The following is a 19,462-nucleotide window of genomic DNA, read 5'->3' on the forward strand; positions in this document are numbered from 1 at the left end:
CATCTCAAGCTCCGAACATCTTGTCGCCGGCATAGCTGAAGAACCCCCTTCCCGACTTTCGCCCGAGCAGGCCCGCGGCAACCATCCGCCGCAGCAGTGGCGGCGCCGCTGCGCGTGCGTCGAGCGTGATGGGATAGAAGGCTTCCGACAGCCTTATCTGCGTGTCGAGGCCGATCAGGTCGAGCAACTCCAGCGGCCCCATCTTGTAACCGAGGCCCACCTTGATCGCCTTGTCGATGTCTGCCGGTGATGCAACGCCGGCTTCCACGGCCCGGATGGCGTCATTGTTGAATGGCACCAGGAGCGCGTTGAGGATGAAGCCCGGCTTGTCTTGAGTTTTGACCGGGATCTGACCGCACACCTCCGTCCAATCCCAGGCAGCAGCGAAGGTCTCGGTCGAAGTCAGCAGGCCCGGCGACATCTCGATGAGCTTCATCAACTGTGCCGGCAGGCAAAAATGCATGCCGACCACCCGTTCCGGATGCCTCGAACCAGCCGCAATCTCGGTGATGGACAAGGTCGAGGTGTTTGAGGCGAAAATTGTCTGCGGCCCGCATACTCTGTCGAGCGCTCCAAGCAGATGGCGCTTGGTGTCCAGGTCCTCGAACACCGCCTCTATGACCAGGTCGCATTCACCCAGATCATCAAGCGCGGTAGTCGACCGCATGTTGTCGAGAATGGCAGTCCGCTCCGCAGTCGTCATCTTGCCCCGTTCCACGGACTTGCCGAAGAAGGTGGCCGTGCTCTGCCTTGACCGCTCGAGCGCCTCAGCCGACGTGTCGAAAGAAATGGTGCGGAAGCCCGCCCGCGCCGCCACAATCGCGATGCCGGCCCCCATGGTGCCGCCCGCACCACACACCCCTACTGTCTTTATGTTGTTCATTTGGCGATGAGACTCCTGCCGATCAATTGACGATGCAGTTGATTGGTGCCTTCCCAGATCTGCGTGATCTTGGCGTCACGCATCAGGCGTTCCACGCGGTAGTCCTTGCAATAGCCGTAGCCGCCGTGCATCTGGACCGCTTCGGTGCTGAGACGCATGGCAAGGTCAGATGCTCGCATTTTCGCCATGGAGGCCTCCAGCCCAAAGTCGGTCTCTCCGTCGTCGACCAGCCGGCCGACATAGTCGAGCCACAGCTCCGCCATGGCGAGCTCCACCGATAGGTCGGCGAAGGTGAATTGGTTGCCCTGAAATTCAAGCAAGGCGTGGCCGAATTGACGTCGCTGGTTCGAGTGTGCGACGGCATCGGAGAACGCTGCGCGGGCAATGCCCAGCGCATGCGCCGCAATGCTGGGGCGCGACTTGTTGAGTGACGCAAGCAGGATGCGAAGTCCGTCCCCGGGGTTGCCTAAGAGATTTGCGCGTGGAACCCGGCATTCGTGAAACGAGATCGCAGCCGTCGACGAACCGCGGTGCCCCATCTTGTCTTCGAGCCGCACCACCTCGAAGCCTGGCGTTCCCTTCTCGAACACCAGAACCGATATCGCCGCGCGGGCATCGTCGATCTCAGTCCATTTGCCGAACAGCAGGACGAGGTCGGCGACATCGCCATTGGTGATGAAGAGCTTGCTGCCATCGACGACAATCTCGTCACCTTCGGGCCTAAAGCGCGTCTTCATGCCCGTAGCATCCGAACCGGCGCTGTTCTCGGTAATCGCCAGCGCACCGATACCGCCTTCCGCGATGCGTGGCAGCAGCCTCGCTTTCTGTTCTTCGCTGCCGAAGTCCACCAGAGGCTTCATGCCATGGAAGTTCGTTGCGTAGATAATGCCAGTCGACGCGCAAGCCTCCGCAATAGTTTTCACGACTTCGAGGTAGAGCCGGTATGACATCGGCGAGCCGCCATAGGCTTCCGGAATGAAGATCGCGTTCAGGCCAAGGGCGTTCAGCGCGGCGAGGTTCTCGGAGGGAAACTCGCCCATCCGGTCATGGTGTTCGGCCCTTGGGCCGATCAATTCCTGGCAAAGCCGCCGCACCTGGTCGAGAACCATGCGCTCGTCTGACGACCAGCCGCGCCGGCGGTCGAGTTGATCGAGGAACTTCATTACAGATTGATCCCTTGCACACCGTCCAGATAGATCGTCTCGCCACTCAAAAAGCCGATGTTTTCAGCGAACAGCGCGCCGACGAGCCTAGCTACTTCATCCGGCTTGCCGGTCCGTCCGACCGGTACTCGTTTGCCGATCCAAGTGCGGATCTTGTCCTTGGAAAGAAACTCGCGGTTAAGATCAGTCTCGATATATCCAGGGGCAATATTGATGACCCGGACCCCGTCCTTGGCCCATTCGGCAGCGAGGCAACGGGTGATCGCGCCGACCGCCGCTTTCGAGGCGCAGTAAGCGACGTTCTCTGCCACGGCGAGCTTGTCGTAAAAGGAGCCGATATTAACTATCAGCGACGTCTCGGCACGGACCAGATGGCGATAGACTTGCTGGCAGACGGCCAGCACCGACGTCGCATTGAGACGCATGGTGCTTTCAAAGCCTTCGACCGGTAAGTCCGCGCTCGGGCCTGATGCGTGCGCTCCGGCGCAGTTCACAACGCCAGAGATGTAGCCTCTGGCCGCCACCGCATCCACTGCGGCTGCAATCGAATGCGGATCGGAGACGTCGCAAGCAAGCCCATAGCCCGCAGGCACTTCGCCGGATCGTGAAAGACCGGCCACAATGAAGCCGCGCCGATCGAGGTCTGAAACGATGGCAGCGCCAATTCCCTTACTCGCGCCGGTGACGATGATCTGCTGCTCAGGCATCTCGAAACTCCGGCTTGCGCTTCTGCAGAAAGGCGGCCATGCCTTCCTCAGAATCATGTGTCTGATAGGCCAGGGTTGACAGATCGGCTTCGATCCTGAGCCCCTCCTGGATCGGATTGTTGAGCGCCCTAGCGACCGCGGATCGCGCCAACCGCAGCGCCACCAGGCCATGGCGCATGAATGCCCCTGCGAATTCGATAGCTGCTGCCACCGGATCCCCATCAGTCACGCTGTTGACGAGGCCGATCCGTAAGGCTTCCTCGGCATCGATCATGTGCCCTGTCAAAATGAGTTCCATTGCGCGCGCCTCACCAACCAGTCTCGGCAAGCGCTGGGTTCCCCCATAACCCGGAATTAGGCCAAGCTTGATCTCGGGCAACGACAGACGCGCGGTCCGTACGGCAATACGAAAGGTGCATGCCATGGCGAGCTCCAGCCCGCCGCCGAATGCATATCCGTTGATGGCGGCGATCGACGGCGCAGGAAAATGTGAAAGTCTCTCGAACACCGCCTGACCAAACTCTGCGCCGCGCTGCTGTTCGGTCTGGCTGCGCCCGCGTAACTCTTCAATGTCGGCTCCGGCGCAGAACGCCTTGTCACCGGCGCCCGTAACGACCAGGGCGCGCACAGGCAGGCTTGCGGCTTGTTCCAGGACGCCGTCCAACTCGGCGAGCACCGAAAACGACAATGCGTTGAGCTTCTCCGGGCGATTTATCGTGAGGATGGCGCAATCGTCCTTTCGATCAAGGATGACACTCATGCCGGCGTCCTCACCTGGTAGCGAATGGCCGTCGGGGCGATCTCGCCGCGCTTGACCTGTTCGACCAGCTCGCGTTTGAGCACCTTGCCGCTTGGGGTCAGAGGCAACTCGCTAAGCCTGATGAAGTACTCTGGCATGTCGAACCGGGACAGACCTTCGCGGGCCAGGTGTTCGAGCAGCTCGCCCGAGTCGACGGCGCCGATCACGCCGATACAGACCTTTTCGCCGAGCCGGACATCGGCGACAGGAAAGCACGCAACCCGGTCGACCTGAGCATGGCGCAAGGCAATTGCCTCGATATGCGCCGGGTAGATGTTATGGCCGCCACGAATGATGACGTCTTTGATGCGGCCCTCTATGCGCAGATTGCCTTTGTCGTCGAGGATGCCGAGGTCCCCGGACATGAACCAGCCGTCACGGTTGAAACTACCTTCGGTCGCGGTTTGGTTGTCGAAATAGCCAAGCATGAGCGAAGCGCCTTTGCCGCCGATCTGACCGATCTGGCCAGCAGGCAGAGCTACATCCTGATCAGCTGCATCGAAGATCTGCACCCGATAAGCGTTACCCCCTCGTCCGCAGGTGTTGACGATCGTCAGTTCATCATCGTCCGGATGCGTGTACTGATGAGAGGAGTTCTCGGTCATGCCGTAGACGTTTTGTGCCTTGACCCCCTGCGCCAGGAAAGCGCTCGCCACGGAAGGCGGGATGGGAGATCCAGCCATATAGAACGTCGCCACACTTCCGAGCCGTGGCAGACCCCGTTGCTGCTGCTCAGCCAGGATGTCCATCGCGTGCGTAGGTACCCCAAGCACATAGGTGGCGCCGGTCTTCAGAATCCAGTCAAGGCGGCTCATGCCCTGTGGTGGATCATCGGCGACAAAACGCCCGCCGGTCAAAAGCCACTGGGACACTGCCACCCAGGCAATATGATGCGAGAGCGGAGCCAAAACCATGACAACCGTCTGTGGCCCGTGTCCCCAGTCGCGCACGAGTTCGCGCGCATTCGCCAACAGCGTGTTGTCGGAATGCATGACGCATTTGGGTGTGCCTGTCGTGCCGGATGTAAAGGCAAGGTAGACGACCTTGTCGGGATCGCGGGACGGTTCCGCCAGATTCGGAGCGGCGACCGGCAGGCTTTCCGGCGTGTATACGATCTTCAACGATCGCACACCGGCGAGCAATTGATCGAACTTTGCCGTCTCTCGGTCCGCGCCCCACCCCTCTTCCGTTAACAAGGCGCGCGCGGAGAGCCGATTGATAAGCCCTGCGACCTCCGCGCAAGTATAGGTGCGATGAAGCGAAGGATTGCAGGCAAAGCCCTCGCGCGCGCAGGCCAGGAATAAGATGACGGCCTCAATCTTGTTGGACATCCAGATCGAGACGCGATCGCCAGGTACAAGGCCGTAGATCCTCAGATCCGCCGCGACGCCATCGACACGCGCCAATAGTTCTGCCCACGACAGCACGGAACGACCGTCTTGCAAGGCCGCATCGTCGGGTCGTCTGTGAGCATTGCGCTGGAGCAGCGAATAGAGGGTGTCCGTCCGCCAAAGCCCTGCATCGTAATAATCGCGCGCCACCGTAGGATGGTGCAGCGTCAGATATGCGCGCATCGCGTCAGACCCCGAATTTGGAGGGATCGGGCTTGCGCCGCTCTGTGAAGGCGCTTGCCAGTTCATGGCTCTCATCCGTCTCGAGATAGGCTCGCAACAACAGGTCGTGTGCCATGCGGGACAGGCCCGACACGCCACCATGTCGAGCGTTGAAGGCCGCCTTGATCGAGGCAAGCGCAAAAGAGCCGCGCTCGGCGATCTCCAGAGCAAACTTGCGCGTCTCCTCCTTGAGGTCGGCGTCGGGCACCACCTTGTTGATCAAACCGAGCTCAAGCGCTTCACGGGCCGGAATCTTCGGATTGCGGTACCAGATTTCCTTCGCCTTCTTCTTGCCGACCAGATCTTCCAGGTACCAGGTGCCATAGCCAGCATCGAAGGATCCGACCATCGGCCCGACCTGACGGAAGACGGCACTCTCCTTGGCGATCGTACAATCGCAAACCATCTGCAGAACGTTGCCGCCACCGACCGCGAAACCGTTGACCGAGGCAATGACAGGCTTCTGCAGCCGATCGATCGTCTCATACATTTCCAGAGTGGGGAGCGTGCCGGCATAAAGCAGGCTATCCTCCATCCCATCCTTGCGGCCACCGACGCAGAAGAACTGGTCGCCCGCGCCGGTCAGCACGATGACGCGCGTGCGCGTTTCACGGCGGACCTCATTCAGGCAATCCCGGATTTCGTGGCACATTGTCAGGTTGAACATATTGCCATCGTCAGGACGATTGAGCGTAAGCGTCCCAATCGGACCGTCTTCTTCGTAGATGATTGTATCGTAGCTCATTGATCCTGGTCCCTATTGCTTGCAGTTTGCCGGCTGAACGACATTGTTCGTTTGTGGCTAGACCACCTTCAGGCGCCGCAAATCCGTGAGATGCTCCTGATCGTACCCCAAAAGACTTTCGAGTATCTCGGCGCTATGCTCGCCGAGAAGCGGTGGCCCAAGCCGCGGCCTGCTGACCTCGCCATCAACCTGGATGCCGATGCCAACCTGCGGAACTTTGCGATCGCCGCTTTGCAAGGTATAGAACAGGCCGCGCTCGAGCAGGTGGCGGTCGCTGACGAGGTCATCGACACGGTTTATAGGTCCGGCCGGTATCCGCGCCCTGGCAAACAGGGACAGCCAATGGGCGCGAGGCTTGCTCAGAAGAACCTCCTGGACCAGCCCTACAATCTCTGTCCTGCACTCGCGTCGTAGGGCGTTGCTGGCGAAGCGATCGTCGCCAGCGATTTCGTGCTTGCCGAGCGCTTCCCAGAACCGTTGCCAGATATTGTCATTGCCAAGCCCAAGCGTGATCGGCGCATCGGCAGTCTCAAACGCCTGGTAGATTGCAATCACACTATCCTTACCGCCGGACCGCCGAGGGATTTCGCCAGAGCCTAGGAACGGCACGATGCGACAGGCGACAAAGCGCGACATCGAATCGACCAAAGCGATGTCGACGGTTGCGCCCACGTTTGTTCGGGCGCGTCGCATCAACGCCGCGATTGCCGCGAGAGCGGCGTCCTGGCCGGCCAACATGTCGGCCGCGGGTGCACCAACCTTCTGCGGATCTCCGTCAGCCGCGCCGGTGACGTCCATGATCCCTGAATACCCCTCTGCAATCAGGTCGTAACAGGGCAAATCAGATCGGGGCCCGGTCATTCCGAAACCTGTGATTGAGACATAGACCAGCCGGGGGTTCCACGAACGCACGGTTTCCTGGTCAAGGCCAAGCTTTGCGGCGACCCTTACAGAGGTGTTGATCAGGAAAACATCGGCCCTCTCGGCCAAGTCGCGCAAGACCCGCACGCCTTCCGGCTGATTATAGTCCAGACACAGGCTGCGCTTGTTTCGGTTGACGCTTTCGAACCAAAGCGACTCGCCGTCAAGGAAGGGCGGCCCCCATGCCCGAGCATCATCGCCGCCAGGCCGCTCGACCTTAATTACGTCGGCGCCGAAATCGGCGAGCAATTGCGCGGCATAAGGACCGGCGATCGAGGTCGTCAAATCGATCACACGCACTCCCTCTAGCAGGTCAAAGCCCTTGTTGCCTTCTTGCGCGACGGGAAGCTGGTCGAGCGGCAAGCCTCTTGCAATCATGTGGTCATGCGACATGCGGTTCCTCACTGCTAAGCCACTCGAAGCAAGCCGCATGCCAATTGCGCCCCGAGCCTCACGCGAAGAATCTTGAACCGAAATCCGGCTAAGATTTACATCAGCCCTGTCTAATTGTATTCATCGAGTACAGCGGACTGCGCTGGTGTGTCTTTTCTGACAACACTTGCTCGTTTGGAGGGTGGGATGTCGGGCATTGAAGGCCTTGTGGTTACCCAGACGGGTAAGGGCGTCGTCTTTGCGTGCGGCGCTGGTGCAGATCCCCGCGTGCGCGCCCTTGCAACTGACCGGGAATGGATAGCGGAAGCGAGAACCCGACGGCTGCAACCGCTCTTGTTGCGCGGCAAGGACTATTCGGCGCTCATCTCTTCGTACGCCGATGGCGACGTCATCATGATCAGCACGAGCCGCAACGCGGTTCTTGAATTCATCGGCTCCGTCGACTTCGCCTACGACATCATCGAGAAGCTTTTGACCGATCCCTTCGAGGCCATGACGGTGGTCGATCGCGAGGCGCGCCTCGTCTACATCTCGCCCGTGCACGAGGCCTTTTTTGGCCTGCGACATGGCGAAGCCAATGGTCGTCCCGTCGCGCGCGTCATCGAAAACACAAGATTGGATTCGGTCGTGCGGTCGGGGCGCCCCGAGATCGGGGAGATCCAGCGCATGAACGGCGTTGAGCGCGTGGTTTCGCGGCAGCCAATTCTGCGCGACGGAAAGACCCTCGGCGCGATCGGCCGAATCATGTTCAAGGGCCCTGAACAACTCGCCGCGCTGAGTAAGCGCATCAGTCAATTGGAGGGTGAGGTCGAGTTCCATCGCCGCGAAGCAGCCGCCTTGCGCGGGCGCAGTTTCGGCCTCGAGCACCTGATCGGCGAAAGCGCGCCTATGCAGCGCCTTAAAACAGAGATCGCAAAGGTGGCGCCCTTGGAGGTCCCGGTGCTGATTTCCGGCGAGAGCGGGACGGGCAAGGAACTGGTGGCGCATGCGCTGCACCGCTTGAGCCCACGTCGCGACAATCCGCTTGTCATGGTCAATGCGGCGGCGCTCCCCGCCAATCTGGTCGAATCGGAGCTTTTCGGTTATGAGGGCGGCGCTTTCACCGGCGCCGATCGGAAGGGCCGCAAGGGTAAATTCGAACAGGCCGCTGAGGGCACCATCTTCCTGGACGAGATCGGCGACATGCCGCTCGACGTGCAGGCCAAGTTGCTACGCGTCCTGCAGGACCGGGTCGTTGAACGTGTCGGTGGCGAGCGTCCGCGGCATGTCGACTTTCGCCTCGTATCGGCAACCAACCGGGATTTGCAGTCATTCGTCTCGCAAGAGAAGTTTCGTCTCGATCTCTACTACCGGATCTCACCGGTCGTCATCGAAGTGCCGCCGCTTCGCAGGCGTGTTGAGGACATCGAACTGCTTACTGCGCATTTCCTGGATGAGTTCTCGCGTATTCACCGTAGACCGGCGCCGAAGATGAGCGAGAGCGCGGCGACCTATCTGATGGAGCGGACATGGCCCGGCAATGTCCGCCAGCTTCGTCACGTCATCGAGCGGGCCTTCATCTTTGCCGAGGACGGTCTGATCACCACCGAAACCTTGATCCGACATGGCGGCCTGGAAGCGAGCGCCGCGCGTTCGGAACTGCCGCTTGAACGGGAGCCCCGAGCCAGTCTGCCGCGGTTGAAGGATGCCATCGAGCGTACCGAAACCGCACTTATACGGGAAGCAATGCAAGTCTATGGCGGGAACAAGAAACGTGTCGCCGATGAGCTCGGCATTTCACGATCCTATCTCTACAAGATCCTCGGAGACGTCGACCGTTAGCGGAGATAGCCCATGGAATGCTGTCACTGTCCGCAGCACAGGCATTCAGTGACTTCCGTGTCTCCCAGAAAGGCAGCTAAGCCTTCCCGAAGGATGTTTTACCACCGTCCGAAGCCTCCCAGCCTAACTGGCACATTGGTTGCAGGACTAGGCCAGATCGCCGCGCCTGTCTGAGGATGAATATGAATCTCGCCTATGTCGTACGCTGCAACTTCAACGACGCCTCACGCGAGGCCGCCTGGAACGAGTGGTATAGCGGTCCGAAGCTGGGGCAGATGTTGGCAAAGCCACACTTCCTGACCGTGCAGCGATTTCGACGCGTCTCGGGATCGGGGCGAAATTATCTCGCCTTCTGGACGATCGCTTCAGCGGAGGCCTTCACCACCAAGGAATATACAAGCGACTGGGGCTTCTTCGAATGGCGCCCCTATATCGTCGATTGGAGCCGCGACTTGTTTGAAGCCCGTAACGGGCATTCGGTGGCGGCACCCAGGCTGCGACCAGGCGAGTTGTTGCGCTTGGTTTCATTCGAGGGCGCGTCGGAAGCATCCGCGACGGATGCCCATTCCCAAATCGATGCCGAGCGACCCGGTACCAGATGGTTCCGATCTGTCGGCCTCGACAGGCACACCCCGCTTCTCGGCCTATCCGTTGAAAAATCGGATACCGCTTACGCTGCAATCGCAGGCGTCAATGAGGCCTTCTACCAACCCATCTCCGATCTCGTGATCACCGAGCAGCCCGAAGCGCTACCGCTCGTGCGCTGACCACGCGATCCGGCGCGCGCTTTCGCCTGGGCCGCGGCAACGGATTCACAGGCGCACAACCAAAAGGGAGGAAGACATGTTCCGATCAATCGGGATCGCCTTGGGCATTCTGATTACCTTTACCGCAACCAGCAAAGCCGATCTTCTCATCGGCGTGGCTGGGCCTATCACTGGTGGCAATGCCGCCTTTGGCGCGCAGCTCCAAAAAGGCGCGGAGATGGCCGTTGCCGACATTAACGCGGCGGGCGGCGTGAATGGGGAGCAAATCAAGCTGAAGATCGACGACGATGCTTCGGACCCCAAGCAGGGTATCTCGGTTGCCAATGGCTTTGTCGCTGATGGTGTGCGCTTCGTCGTCGGTCATTTCAACGCGGGAATCTCTATCCCGGCTTCGGAGATCTATGCCGAAAACGGAATCCTGGAGGTCACGCCCGCCACGACCAAGCCGAACTACACTGAGCGCGGCATGTGGAACACTTTCCGCACCTGCGGCCGTGACGATCAGCAAAGTGTGGTCGCGGCCAAGTACATCACCAAACATTTTGCAGGCGCCAATATCGCGATCGTCCATGACAAGACGCCAGGCGGACAAGGCCTAGCCGACGAAACGCGACGTGTGCTGAACGAATCCGGCCTCAAGGAGGTTGCCTATGAAGGCGTCAACTTCGGTGAGAAGGACTTTTCGAGCCTGATTGGCAAACTCAAAAACGCAAACGTCAAGCTCGTCTATTGGGGCGGCATGCATACCGAGGCGGGATTGCTTATCCGCCAGATGAAGGACCAGGGCCTCTCTGCAACACTGATGTCCGGGGATGGCATTGTGTCTAATGAGTTGCCGTCAATCGCTGGGGAAGCGGTTGTCGGTACGCTGCATACCTTTGGTCCGGATCCCACGCTTGATGCCGACAACAAGGACGTGGTTGCCAGATTCAGGGCGCAAGGATTTAATCCCGAAGCCTATACACTCTATTCCTACGCGGCGGTCCAGGTGATCGCTGGGGCAGCGGCGGCAGCGGGCTCGAACGATCCCCAGACAGTGGCCAGGGCCATGCATGAAAAAGGGCCTTTCAAGACGGTGCTTGGCGGCATCGCTTTTGATGACAAGGGCGATCCGAAGCTTCCAGGGTTCGTCGTTTATCAATGGATCAAGGACGCGGACGGCCACCTTACCTTCAAACCGGCGGCCGAATGACGATCTCCAATGCCTGATGGCTCGATATTGGCGGGTCGAACGACAGTCCGGCCCGTTGCCACGCTACACCCAGGCGGCCATTCCTGAGCTCTCACATCAATCTCGGCAAGGATGCTGCCAGTTCGTCTATGGCAAGCCTCAACTTGACTGGCATCAGCGGCGCCCGCAACCAGACAGCATAGGCGTCGTAAGGAAAGCTCGGCGCCGTCGGAAACACATCCCTCAAGCTGCCATTGGCGATATAAGCGCGCACCAGCCATGAGGGCAGCCATGCAAGGCCGGCCCCTGCTGCGGCGGCGTCGGCAATTACATTGAGATCATCGAAGCGAAATCGGCTCGACGGAACAATCTCGAAAGGCGCTTCCCCATCGCGCGGAAACAGCCAAGGAGGAACTGGACCGGCGCGCCAATAGACCACTGTCTCATGCTGCATGATATCGGACAGATCTTGCGGCAGGCCACGCTCGGCAATGTAGCCCGGCGAAGCACAGACGATCATGTGTTGCTGCGCGAGACGCCTGGCCATCAGGCCGGCCTTATCGGTCAATTCTCCTGTCCTGACTGCGAGGTCGAACCCATCCTCAGCAAGATCGACAAGCCGATCGGTGAAAGAGAGATCCAACTCCAAACCAGGATAGCGCTTGGCCAGATTCAGCATCACGGGGGCAGCGCATTGCCGGCCAAAATGGACCGGCATTGTAACTCTCAGCTTACCTCGTGGCTCCGAGAGCTGATCGGCTGCGAGCGCGTCGGCGGCTTCAGCCTCGGTAAGAATGATGCGGCATCGCTCGTAGTAGATCTTGCCAATGTCGGTCAGGCTCTGCCTTCGCGTGGTGCGGTTCAGCAGTCGAACACCGAGCCGTTCCTCCAGAAAGCGCACATGCTTTCCAACCATCGGCCCGGACATCTGAAGGGCAGAGGCCGCCGCTTCGAACGAACCGAGATCTACGGCTTTGACGAAAGCGGTCATACTTGTGAGACGGTCCATATTCCAAACTTATAGTTTTGTCTGATCTGCATTTCGACCCGTATATCCCGGCAATTAACGCATGGTAAAGCCAATTCGATGGAAATCGTTAGGAGTCACAATGACAAAAGTCGTTCGTTTTTATGAGTTTGGTGGGCCGGAAGTCCTGCGCATCGACACTATCGATGTGGCGCCTCCTGGCCCTGGGGAAGTCCGCATTCGCGTGAAGGCCATCGGCCTCAATCGCGCCGAAGCGCTGATGCGCGCCGGCACCTATATCGAGACCCCTGAATTGCCCTCGCGTCTTGGCCTCGAGGCCGCCGGCATCGTTGATGCCGTCGGTGCTGGCGTCAGCGGCTTCGCGCCAGGTGACGTTGTCAGTACTATTCCGCCGATCTCGATGATCGAATATCCGGCCCACGGCGAACTCGCCACATTCCCGGCCGTGCACATCGTCAAGCACCCTGCGAGCCTCAGCTTCGAAGCTGCTGCCGCTTTATGGATGCAGTTTCTCACGGCGTATGGCGCTTTGATCGAGATCGCCCGACTGCGCGCCGGGGACTTCGTCGCCATTACTGCAGCGTCAAGCAGTGTCGGACTAGCAGCCATTCAGATCGCGAATAGGGTTGGCGCCACGCCAATTGCCATCACGCGATCTTCAGCCAAGAAGCAGGCGTTGCTCGGTTTCGGCGCTACCCAGGTGATCGCGGCAAACGAGGAAGACCTAGAAGCCCGGCTGAAGGCAATTTCCGGCTCGACCGGCGTGCGGGTCGTTCTCGACGCTGTTGGTGGCCCGATTTTCAATCCGCTGACCGCTGCCATGTCCCGCGGTGGCATTCTGCTCGAATATGGTGGGCTCAGCCCCGAGCCCACCCCCTTCCCGCTATTCACGGTGTTGGGCAAATGTCTGACGCTGCGCGGTTATCTTGTGCACGAGATCGTTCAGGACCCACGCCGCCTCGAAGCTGCCAAGACATTCATTGTCGACGGACTGACTGACGGATCACTGAAGCCTGTTATCGCCAAGACCTTTGATTTTGCAGATATCGTTGAGGCCTATCGATATCTCGAATCGAACGAGCAATTTGGCAAAGTGGTTGTGTCGCTTTAGAGGCGTCGCAAATCAATTAGCGTCTGAGCGGCGCAAATGGCCGCTCAGACGCTAGAAACCGGAGGAGACCATCAAACTAGATCCCACGGGTAGCGCCGCCGTCGATATCGATTGTGGCGCCCTGGATGTAGGCAGACTGATCGGAGGCAAGAAAAGCAACAAGCTGCGCTACATCCTCTGGGGTTCCGAAGTGTCCGATCTGGTAGGCCGTGAGCAGTTCTTCCTCGGCGGCGCTTTCGCTCAACTGTCGCTCTTTCATCAGGGACTCGATACGGGCGTACAACCGACCCGATTTGATATAGCCCGGGTTTACTGCGTTCACACGAACGCCATCGCGACTTCCCTTGTCAGCCAAGGCCTTTGTAAGGTTCAGCAGCGCGGAATTGACCGCGCCGCCAATTGTGAAATCTGCGCTTGGCGTGCGAGAGCTCGATCCAATAATGTTGATTATTGAGCCGCTGCGTGAAGCCAGATGCGGCCACGCCGCCTGACATAGAAGCACGCTCGCATGAAACTTGAGCGCGAACCCATCCAGCCAATCCTCCAAGGTAAAATCCAGAAACTCTCCACGCCTGGTGGCGCCTGCGCAGTTGACCAGAAGATCGAGCTGGCCGAACTGGCCTAGTGCAAACTCGATGCAACGGTGTGGAGCGTCAGGCTTTTTCAGATCTGCAATAATGGCAGCTGCTGGCTTGCCAGAAAGTGCTGTCGCAGCCTGTTGCGTTTCCGCTAGAGACTGGCTGTCGCGCGCAGCTAGGCAAAGGGAAAAGCCGGCTTTTGCGAGTTCCAACGCGATAGCCCGACCAATGCCGCGGCTAGCCCCGGTTACCAGTGCAACTTTCTTCGGCGCTAGAGCCTCATACGTCGTTGAGAACTCAGTCAAAGGCCACCCATCGTCAGTGATCCATGGCCTTGACGATTTCCTCGGTCATCTTCTTGGCGTCGCCGAGCAGCATCATGGTGCCGTCCTTGTAGAACAGCGTGTTGTCGATGCCGGCATAGCCGGAGCCGAGCGAGCGCTTGACGAACAGGCAGGTGCGGGCCTTGTCGACGTCGAGGATCGGCATGCCGTAGATGGGCGAGGACTTGTCGTCGCGCGCGGACGGGTTGGTGACGTCGTTGGCGCCGATGACATAGGCGACGTCGGCCTGCGCGAACTCGGAGTTGATGTCCTCCAGCTCGAACACCTCGTCGTAAGGGACGTTCGCCTCCGCCAGAAGCACGTTCATGTGGCCGGGCATGCGGCCGGCGACCGGATGGATGGCGTACTTCACGTCAACGCCGTTGGCCTTGAGCTTGTCGGCCATTTCGCGCAGCGCGTGCTGCGCCTGGGCGACCGCCATGCCGTAGCCGGGCACGATGATGACCTTCTGTGCGTTCATCATCAGATAAGCGGCGTCGTCGGCCGAACCCTGCTTGACGGTGCGCTCGATACCGTCATCGGCAGCCGCGGCCGTTTCCCCGCCGAAGCCGCCGAGGATGACCGAGATGAAACTCCGGTTCATGCCCTTGCACATGATGTAGGACAGGATTGCGCCCGACGAGCCGACCAGCGCGCCGGTGATGATCAGCGCCAGATTGCCGAGCGTGAAGCCGAGTGCAGCCGCCGCCCAGCCCGAATAGGAATTCAGCATCGACACCACGACCGGCATGTCGGCGCCGCCGATCGGGATGATCAGGAGCACGCCGAGCACCAGCGATGCCGCGACGATCAGCCAGAAAATCAGCTTGGACTCGGTGGTGACCAGAAGCACGATCAGCACCACCAGGGCGACGCCGAGGACGATGTTGATGAGGTGGCGGCCGCCGATCATGATCGGCTTGCCGGACATGCGGCCGTCGAGCTTGAGGAAGGCGATGACCGAGCCGGTGAAGGTGATGGCGCCGATGGCCACGCCGAGGCTCATCTCGACCAGCGCCTGGGCATGGATGTCGCCCGCCGTGCCGATGCCGAAGCTTTCCGGCGCGTAGATGGCGGCGGCTGCCACCATGACGGCGGCAAAGCCGACGAGCGAGTGGAAGGCGGCGACCAGCTGCGGCATCGAGGTCATGGCGATGCGGCGCGCGGTGACGGCGCCGATGCCGCCGCCGATGGCAAGCCCCAGCACGATCAGGCCGAAGCGTCCGGCCGAAGGGGTCGCCAGCGCCAGCGTGGTGCAAAGAGCAATGCCCATGCCGATCATGCCGTAGAGATTGCCCTGGCGGCTGGTGGTCGGATGCGACAGGCCGCGCAGCGCCAGGATGAACAGGATGCCGGAGACGAGATAGAGGAAGGAAGCGAGATTGACGGTCACGTCACTTTTCCTTCTTCTTGTACATGGCGAGCATGCGCTGGGTGACCAGGAAGCCGCCGAAGATGTTGACCGAGACCAGCACCAGGGCGACGAAGCCGAAGCCTGCGGCGAGGCCGGAAGCGGCAATGCCGACGGCAAGCAGCGCGCCGACGACGATGACCGAGGAGATGGCGTTGGTGACGGCCATGAGCGGCGTGTGCAGCGCCGGCGTCACCGACCACACGACATAGTAGCCGACGAAGATCGCCAGCACGAAGATGGCGAAGCGGAAGACGAAGGGATCGATGGCGCCGCCCGAGAGCGCATGCGCCGCGCCGCTTGCGGCATCGGCCGCGCCCGGCGCGTTGTTGGCGAGATCCTGCACCGCGAGGCGAACGGCGGCGATCGCCTGGTCGAGCTGATCGAGGGCTTTCTGCAGCTGTTCCATCACGCGGTCCCTTCTGGCTTGGACGAGGGCGACTTGGCTGCGGCAGGTTTCTTTGCCACCGTCTTCTTGGCAGCAGGCTTGTCGGAGGCGTCAGCGACCATGATCGTCGCGGCAATGGCCGCCGGCTCGGTGCGCGGCGCCTCGGTCGCCTTGGCGAAATTGGGATGCACGATCTTGCCGCCATCGGTCAGCATCGTCGCCTTGACCAGCTCGTCGTCGCGCTTGATGGCAAGCTCTTTCTCCGCCTTGTCGACCATCGTCTCGAGGAAGGCGTAGAGGTTCTTGGCGTAGAGCAGCGAGGCGGATGCGGCGACACGCCCCGGCACGTTGAGATGGCCGACGATCTTGACGCCGTTTTCCGTCGTCACGACCTTGCCGGGTTGAGCACCTTCGACATTGCCGCCGCGCTCGACGGCGAGGTCGACGATCACCGAGCCTGGCTTCATCGAGGCGACCATGGCGGCCGAAACCAGCTTCGGCGCCGGACGGCCGGGGATCAGCGCCGTGGTGATGACGATGTCCTGTTTGGCGATGTGCTCGGCCGTCAGCGCCGCCTGCTTGGCCTGGTATTCCTTCGACATTTCCTTGGCGTAGCCGCCGGCGGTCTCGGCGGCCTTGAACTCCTCGTCCTCGACCGCCAGGAACTTCGCGCCGAGCGACTGCACCTGCTCCTTCACCGCCGGGCGCACGTCGGTGGCGGTGACGACGGCGCCGAGGCGACGCGCGGTGGCGATGGCCTGCAGGCCGGCGACGCCGACGCCCATGATGAAGGTTTTTGCCGCCGGCACGGTGCCCGCCGCCGTCATCATCATCGGCAGCGCGCGGTCATATTCGGCGGCCGCGTCGATCACCGCCTGGTAGCCGGCAAGATTGGCCTGCGAAGACAAGACGTCCATGACCTGCGCGCGGGTGATGCGCGGCATGAATTCCATCGAGAAGGCGGTGATGCCGGCCTTGGCCATCGCGGCAAGTGCTGCGTCGTTGCCGTACGGGTCCATAATGGCGATGACGGCCGCGCCCGGCTTGTAGCCCTTCAGCTCGGCATCGGTCGGCCGGCGGACCTTCAGCACGACATCGGCCTTTTTGGCGTCGGCTGCCGTTCCAAGCGTGCCGCCGGCGGTGACGAAATCCTGGTCGGGAATGCGGGAGCCGAGGCCGGCGCCCTTCTCGACGATCACCTCGAAGCCCAGGCCCGCCAGCCGTTTCACTGTCTCAGGCGAAGCCGCCACACGCGGCTCGTTCGCATCAAGCTCACGAGGGATGAATATGGTTTGCGTCGCTGCCAAACGGGTTGATCTTTCTGTTGGGTTCGTTGCCACGCTCAGTAGCAAGTCCCGTGCCAGAGAGGATGGAGGCCGAGTAACTGGCTACCAGCTACTCGTCTGATTCCAGGCTGGGGGATCCCGGTGTTTCCGGCGGCAACATCATGTGTTTATCAAGGACAGCCAGCACCGGCGTGCGCGTGAAGGTCAGCGCTTGGGTTGATGTTTTTCTCGCCATCCCTGGCTGCCAGCGGAATGGCATGGTTATTGCGAAGAGAACGACGGCATCACTCGGGAGGATTAGTCGATGAGCTCTGCACTTGAAGGCAAGATCGCCTTGGTCACAGGAGGCAGCCGCGGCATCGGCGCCGCAATAGCGAAGCAACTTGCGCGCGACGGTGCGAACGTCGCCATCACTTACACTTCGGCCAAAGACAAAGCCGATGAAGTGGTCAAGGAAATGGAGGCCATCGGCCGCCGCGCCATCGCTATCCGTGCCGACAATCTGGCCGCTGAAGCAATGGATCTTGCCGTGAATGAAACGATCGCCAAGCTCGGAGGCCTGGACATTCTCGTCAACAACGCTGGGATTCTGCACACCGGGCCAATTGAGGACTTCACGCTCGAGGATTTTGAGCAGACCATTGCAATCAACGTACGAGCTCCCTTTCTAGCTTGCCGCGCGGCTGGCCGCCAAATGCAGGCGGGCGGAAGGATCATTTCAATCGGCAGCAATCTTGCTGATCGAGCGCCTCGACCGGGCTTAAGCCTGTATTCCATGAGCAAGGCCGCCCTTGTTGGCATGTCCAAAGCCCTCGCCCGCGAACTCGGTCAGAAAGGCATAACCGTAAACGTCGTTCAGCCAGGTTCCACAGATACGGAAATGAACCCTGCCGATGGGGCGTTCGCCGACAATCAGCGGGCGCGCATGGCGCTGCCGGGACGCTTCGCCACCCCTGAAGACGTAGCTGGTCTTGTCGCATGGCTTGCCGGGCCAGGCGCGGCAAGCGTCACCGGTTCCGTGTACACCATCGATCGCGGATCTAACGCTTGACAGTCGAACAATATGACTGCGTAGACAGCTCGCAAAGTAGCCCCCGCGTTGCACGAGCGGCCCGCGAACGACGGTCGCTGGTGCCAGCGTCGAGAAAGAAATGGTGGCAGGCATGATGGGCAGGCCCGATCACGTCCAGAACGGCCCAGTACGCACCGCGCACGCCGGTAGAGCCACATTGGATTTCGATCAAAGCGCATACGGCCACGACCAGAAACCGGCGCATCTGATGGAGAGTCGCTTTGCGGCCAGTCGTAGCCGCCGAGGCGAATGAGGGGCTCTACGCGGTTGCATTAGTGTCGCTAGCTGTTCTGGAGGAAGTGCATGCGCAAAATCGTCGCCGGTAAGCTGCACGGCATCTATGTCACCGAAGCCAACCTCGATTACCACGGCTCGATCACGCTCGACCCCGACCATTGCGAGGAGGCAGGCATCCTGCCAATGGAATTCGTAGATATCTGGAACAAGAATTCGGGCGCACGGATCTCGACCTATGTCATCCTTGGCGAAAGGGGATCGCGCTGCTGTATCCTTAACGGCGCCGCGGCCCGCACCTGCCAGCCAGGCGATCAGGTCATCATCTGCAACTCGGTCTATCTGCACGAGAGAGAGCTGACCACGCTCAAGCCGCGCGTGCTGACCTTCGACAAGGACAATTGCATCGCTAGCCGCCTGACCTATTCGGTTGAGCATAGCGCGGACGGAGGCTACAGCTTCTCGATCCTCAATGAGGTCCGCGAAGCTCTGCCGATACCGGCGCTCGTGGGCGGATAAATTGGCCAAGCTGGCCGCTGCGGAAAGTTCAACCCCAGTTGGGCGGAACCAGTACCGAATGGCCATCCTGACGATGGAGATGGAATGAACGCCGAACCACAGCTGAACGCCGCCTTGAGGTCGGCCCACGAGGCCTCCATTCAATGGAACCGGGAAGCGGCCCAGGCAGTCTACGACCTGCCCTTCAACGATCTCCTCTTCCGGGCCCAGACGATCCACCGCGAGAATTTCGATCCCAACCGGGTGCAGCTGTCGCGCCTGCTCTCGATCAAGACCGGCGGCTGCCCCGAGGATTGCGGCTATTGCAGCCAGTCCGCCCATCACCAGTCCGGGCTCAAGGCCTCGAAGCTGATGGAGATCAAACGCGTCATCGCCGAGGCGACGAAGGCGCGCGATGCGGGTGCCACCCGCTATTGCATGGGCGCCGCCTGGCGCAGCCCCAAGGAGCGCGACATGGACGAGGTGGTCGCCATGGTCGAGGGCGTGAAGGCGCTTGGCATGGAAACCTGCATGACGCTCGGCATGCTCGACCTCGATCAGGCGCAGAGGCTCAAGCGGGCCGGGCTCGA

Annotated in this window: 19 protein-coding genes; 7 read left to right on the plus strand and 12 right to left on the minus strand. The window is 60.7% G+C overall.

From position 1 onward, the window contains the following. Nucleotides 1-4 precede the first annotated feature (4 nt). From EOA24_RS01970 to EOA24_RS02000, 7 genes are read right to left on the minus strand one after another with little or no spacing between them, the layout of a single operon-like run. Complete coding sequence (locus tag EOA24_RS01970) at nucleotides 5-883, minus strand: 3-hydroxyacyl-CoA dehydrogenase family protein (protein WP_127409507.1); 879 nt, start codon at nucleotides 881-883, stop codon at nucleotides 5-7. Further along, a complete protein-coding gene (locus tag EOA24_RS01975; RefSeq protein ID WP_127409508.1) occupies nucleotides 880-2,046 on the minus strand; it encodes an acyl-CoA dehydrogenase family protein in 1,167 nt (388 codons plus the stop codon). Before EOA24_RS01975 ends, EOA24_RS01970 begins: the two co-directional genes overlap by 4 nt. Further along, the gene (locus tag EOA24_RS01980; protein ID WP_127409509.1) at nucleotides 2,046-2,753 is read right to left on the minus strand and encodes an SDR family oxidoreductase; all 708 of its coding nucleotides are present in this window, start codon (nucleotides 2,751-2,753) and stop codon (nucleotides 2,046-2,048) included. Before EOA24_RS01980 ends, EOA24_RS01975 begins: the two co-directional genes overlap by 1 nt. Next, nucleotides 2,746-3,513, minus strand: coding sequence for an enoyl-CoA hydratase-related protein (locus tag EOA24_RS01985; protein ID WP_127409510.1), 768 nt, complete (start codon nucleotides 3,511-3,513; stop codon nucleotides 2,746-2,748). The genes EOA24_RS01980 and EOA24_RS01985 overlap by 8 nt, the downstream gene beginning before the upstream one ends. Then, the gene (locus tag EOA24_RS01990; protein ID WP_127409511.1) at nucleotides 3,510-5,126 is read right to left on the minus strand and encodes a class I adenylate-forming enzyme family protein; all 1,617 of its coding nucleotides are present in this window, start codon (nucleotides 5,124-5,126) and stop codon (nucleotides 3,510-3,512) included. The genes EOA24_RS01985 and EOA24_RS01990 overlap by 4 nt, the downstream gene beginning before the upstream one ends. A gap of 4 nt (nucleotides 5,127-5,130) precedes the next feature. Continuing rightward, nucleotides 5,131-5,910: an enoyl-CoA hydratase-related protein gene (locus tag EOA24_RS01995; RefSeq protein ID WP_127409512.1), complete on the minus strand. Its 780-nt coding sequence runs from the start codon at nucleotides 5,908-5,910 to the stop codon at nucleotides 5,131-5,133. 57 nt (nucleotides 5,911-5,967) lie between these two features. Next, the gene (locus EOA24_RS02000) at nucleotides 5,968-7,224 is read right to left on the minus strand and encodes a CoA transferase (protein ID WP_245501740.1); all 1,257 of its coding nucleotides are present in this window, start codon (nucleotides 7,222-7,224) and stop codon (nucleotides 5,968-5,970) included. A gap of 114 nt (nucleotides 7,225-7,338) precedes the next feature. On the opposite strand from EOA24_RS02000, the gene EOA24_RS02005 reads away from it, so the two are divergent. The 3 genes from EOA24_RS02005 (at nucleotide 7,339) to EOA24_RS02015 (ending at nucleotide 11,004) form a co-directional block, all read left to right on the plus strand. Next, nucleotides 7,339-9,045: a sigma 54-interacting transcriptional regulator gene (locus tag EOA24_RS02005; RefSeq protein WP_245501741.1), complete on the plus strand. Its 1,707-nt coding sequence runs from the start codon at nucleotides 7,339-7,341 to the stop codon at nucleotides 9,043-9,045. Nucleotides 9,046-9,227: 182 nt separating this feature from the next. After that, entirely contained in the window at nucleotides 9,228-9,812 is a 585-nt protein-coding gene (locus EOA24_RS02010) for a hypothetical protein (protein ID WP_126087315.1), read from the plus strand. Between the two features lie 76 nt (nucleotides 9,813-9,888). Further along, a complete protein-coding gene (locus tag EOA24_RS02015) occupies nucleotides 9,889-11,004 on the plus strand; it encodes a branched-chain amino acid ABC transporter substrate-binding protein (RefSeq protein ID WP_127409513.1) in 1,116 nt (371 codons plus the stop codon). A 91-nt stretch (nucleotides 11,005-11,095) separates the two neighbouring features. On the opposite strand, the gene EOA24_RS02020 is transcribed toward EOA24_RS02015, so the two are convergent. Beyond that, complete coding sequence (locus EOA24_RS02020; protein ID WP_126087313.1) at nucleotides 11,096-11,992, minus strand: LysR family transcriptional regulator; 897 nt, start codon at nucleotides 11,990-11,992, stop codon at nucleotides 11,096-11,098. Nucleotides 11,993-12,092: 100 nt separating this feature from the next. Between EOA24_RS02020 and EOA24_RS02025 the strand changes: the two genes are divergently transcribed. Beyond that, nucleotides 12,093-13,082 (plus strand): zinc-dependent alcohol dehydrogenase family protein, encoded by a 990-nt coding sequence (locus EOA24_RS02025; protein ID WP_127409514.1) that lies wholly within the window; start codon nucleotides 12,093-12,095, stop codon nucleotides 13,080-13,082. 76 nt (nucleotides 13,083-13,158) lie between these two features. On the opposite strand, the gene EOA24_RS02030 is transcribed toward EOA24_RS02025, so the two are convergent. From EOA24_RS02030 to EOA24_RS02045, 4 genes are read right to left on the minus strand one after another with little or no spacing between them, the layout of a single operon-like run. After that, nucleotides 13,159-13,965 carry an SDR family oxidoreductase gene (locus tag EOA24_RS02030; RefSeq protein ID WP_127409515.1) on the minus strand — a complete coding sequence of 269 codons (807 nt, stop codon included), beginning with the start codon at nucleotides 13,963-13,965 and terminating at the stop codon, nucleotides 13,159-13,161. Nucleotides 13,966-13,978: 13 nt separating this feature from the next. Further along, nucleotides 13,979-15,376: an NAD(P)(+) transhydrogenase (Re/Si-specific) subunit beta gene (locus EOA24_RS02035; RefSeq protein WP_127409516.1), complete on the minus strand. Its 1,398-nt coding sequence runs from the start codon at nucleotides 15,374-15,376 to the stop codon at nucleotides 13,979-13,981. Between the two features lies 1 nt (nucleotide 15,377). Further along, nucleotides 15,378-15,803, minus strand: a complete 426-nt coding sequence (locus tag EOA24_RS02040) for an NAD(P) transhydrogenase subunit alpha (RefSeq protein ID WP_127409517.1) — start codon at nucleotides 15,801-15,803, stop codon at nucleotides 15,378-15,380. Next, nucleotides 15,803-17,089 (minus strand): Re/Si-specific NAD(P)(+) transhydrogenase subunit alpha, encoded by a 1,287-nt coding sequence (locus EOA24_RS02045; protein WP_127409518.1) that lies wholly within the window; start codon nucleotides 17,087-17,089, stop codon nucleotides 15,803-15,805. The genes EOA24_RS02040 and EOA24_RS02045 overlap by 1 nt, the downstream gene beginning before the upstream one ends. A 283-nt stretch (nucleotides 17,090-17,372) precedes the next feature. On the opposite strand from EOA24_RS02045, the gene EOA24_RS02050 reads away from it, so the two are divergent. From EOA24_RS02050 to EOA24_RS02060, 3 genes are all read left to right on the plus strand, one after another. Further along, on the plus strand, nucleotides 17,373-18,119 hold the full coding sequence (locus EOA24_RS02050) for a 3-oxoacyl-ACP reductase family protein (RefSeq protein WP_127409519.1): 747 nt from the start codon (nucleotides 17,373-17,375) through the stop codon (nucleotides 18,117-18,119). Between the two features lie 324 nt (nucleotides 18,120-18,443). Beyond that, nucleotides 18,444-18,893 carry an aspartate 1-decarboxylase gene (panD, locus tag EOA24_RS02055; protein ID WP_127409520.1) on the plus strand — a complete coding sequence of 150 codons (450 nt, stop codon included), beginning with the start codon at nucleotides 18,444-18,446 and terminating at the stop codon, nucleotides 18,891-18,893. 84 nt (nucleotides 18,894-18,977) lie between these two features. Next, the coding region (locus EOA24_RS02060; protein WP_348633063.1) for a radical SAM protein at nucleotides 18,978-19,462 on the plus strand (485 nt) is incomplete at its 3' end.

The organism is Mesorhizobium sp. M2A.F.Ca.ET.039.01.1.1, from assembly GCF_003998035.1.
Classification (GTDB): domain Bacteria; phylum Pseudomonadota; class Alphaproteobacteria; order Rhizobiales; family Rhizobiaceae; genus Mesorhizobium.

What these genes read in the sequence shown, in the direction of transcription:
- EOA24_RS02050 (WP_127409519.1), top strand. Translation starts at nt 17,373, where the DNA reads ATGAGCTCTGCACTTGAAGGCAAGATCGCCTTGGTCACAGGAGGCAGC.
- EOA24_RS02000 (WP_245501740.1), bottom strand. Translation starts at nt 7,224, where the DNA reads ATGTCGCATGACCACATGATTGCAAGAGGCTTGCCGCTCGACCAGCTT.
- EOA24_RS01995 (WP_127409512.1), bottom strand. Translation starts at nt 5,910, where the DNA reads ATGAGCTACGATACAATCATCTACGAAGAAGACGGTCCGATTGGGACG.
- EOA24_RS02010 (WP_126087315.1), top strand. Translation starts at nt 9,228, where the DNA reads ATGAATCTCGCCTATGTCGTACGCTGCAACTTCAACGACGCCTCACGC.
- panD (WP_127409520.1), top strand. Translation starts at nt 18,444, where the DNA reads ATGCGCAAAATCGTCGCCGGTAAGCTGCACGGCATCTATGTCACCGAA.
- EOA24_RS02040 (WP_127409517.1), bottom strand. Translation starts at nt 15,803, where the DNA reads ATGGAACAGCTGCAGAAAGCCCTCGATCAGCTCGACCAGGCGATCGCC.
- EOA24_RS02015 (WP_127409513.1), top strand. Translation starts at nt 9,889, where the DNA reads ATGTTCCGATCAATCGGGATCGCCTTGGGCATTCTGATTACCTTTACC.
- EOA24_RS01980 (WP_127409509.1), bottom strand. Translation starts at nt 2,753, where the DNA reads ATGCCTGAGCAGCAGATCATCGTCACCGGCGCGAGTAAGGGAATTGGC.
- EOA24_RS02025 (WP_127409514.1), top strand. Translation starts at nt 12,093, where the DNA reads ATGACAAAAGTCGTTCGTTTTTATGAGTTTGGTGGGCCGGAAGTCCTG.
- EOA24_RS01985 (WP_127409510.1), bottom strand. Translation starts at nt 3,513, where the DNA reads ATGAGTGTCATCCTTGATCGAAAGGACGATTGCGCCATCCTCACGATA.
- EOA24_RS01975 (WP_127409508.1), bottom strand. Translation starts at nt 2,046, where the DNA reads ATGAAGTTCCTCGATCAACTCGACCGCCGGCGCGGCTGGTCGTCAGAC.
- EOA24_RS02020 (WP_126087313.1), bottom strand. Translation starts at nt 11,992, where the DNA reads ATGGACCGTCTCACAAGTATGACCGCTTTCGTCAAAGCCGTAGATCTC.
- EOA24_RS01990 (WP_127409511.1), bottom strand. Translation starts at nt 5,126, where the DNA reads ATGCGCGCATATCTGACGCTGCACCATCCTACGGTGGCGCGCGATTAT.
- EOA24_RS01970 (WP_127409507.1), bottom strand. Translation starts at nt 883, where the DNA reads ATGAACAACATAAAGACAGTAGGGGTGTGTGGTGCGGGCGGCACCATG.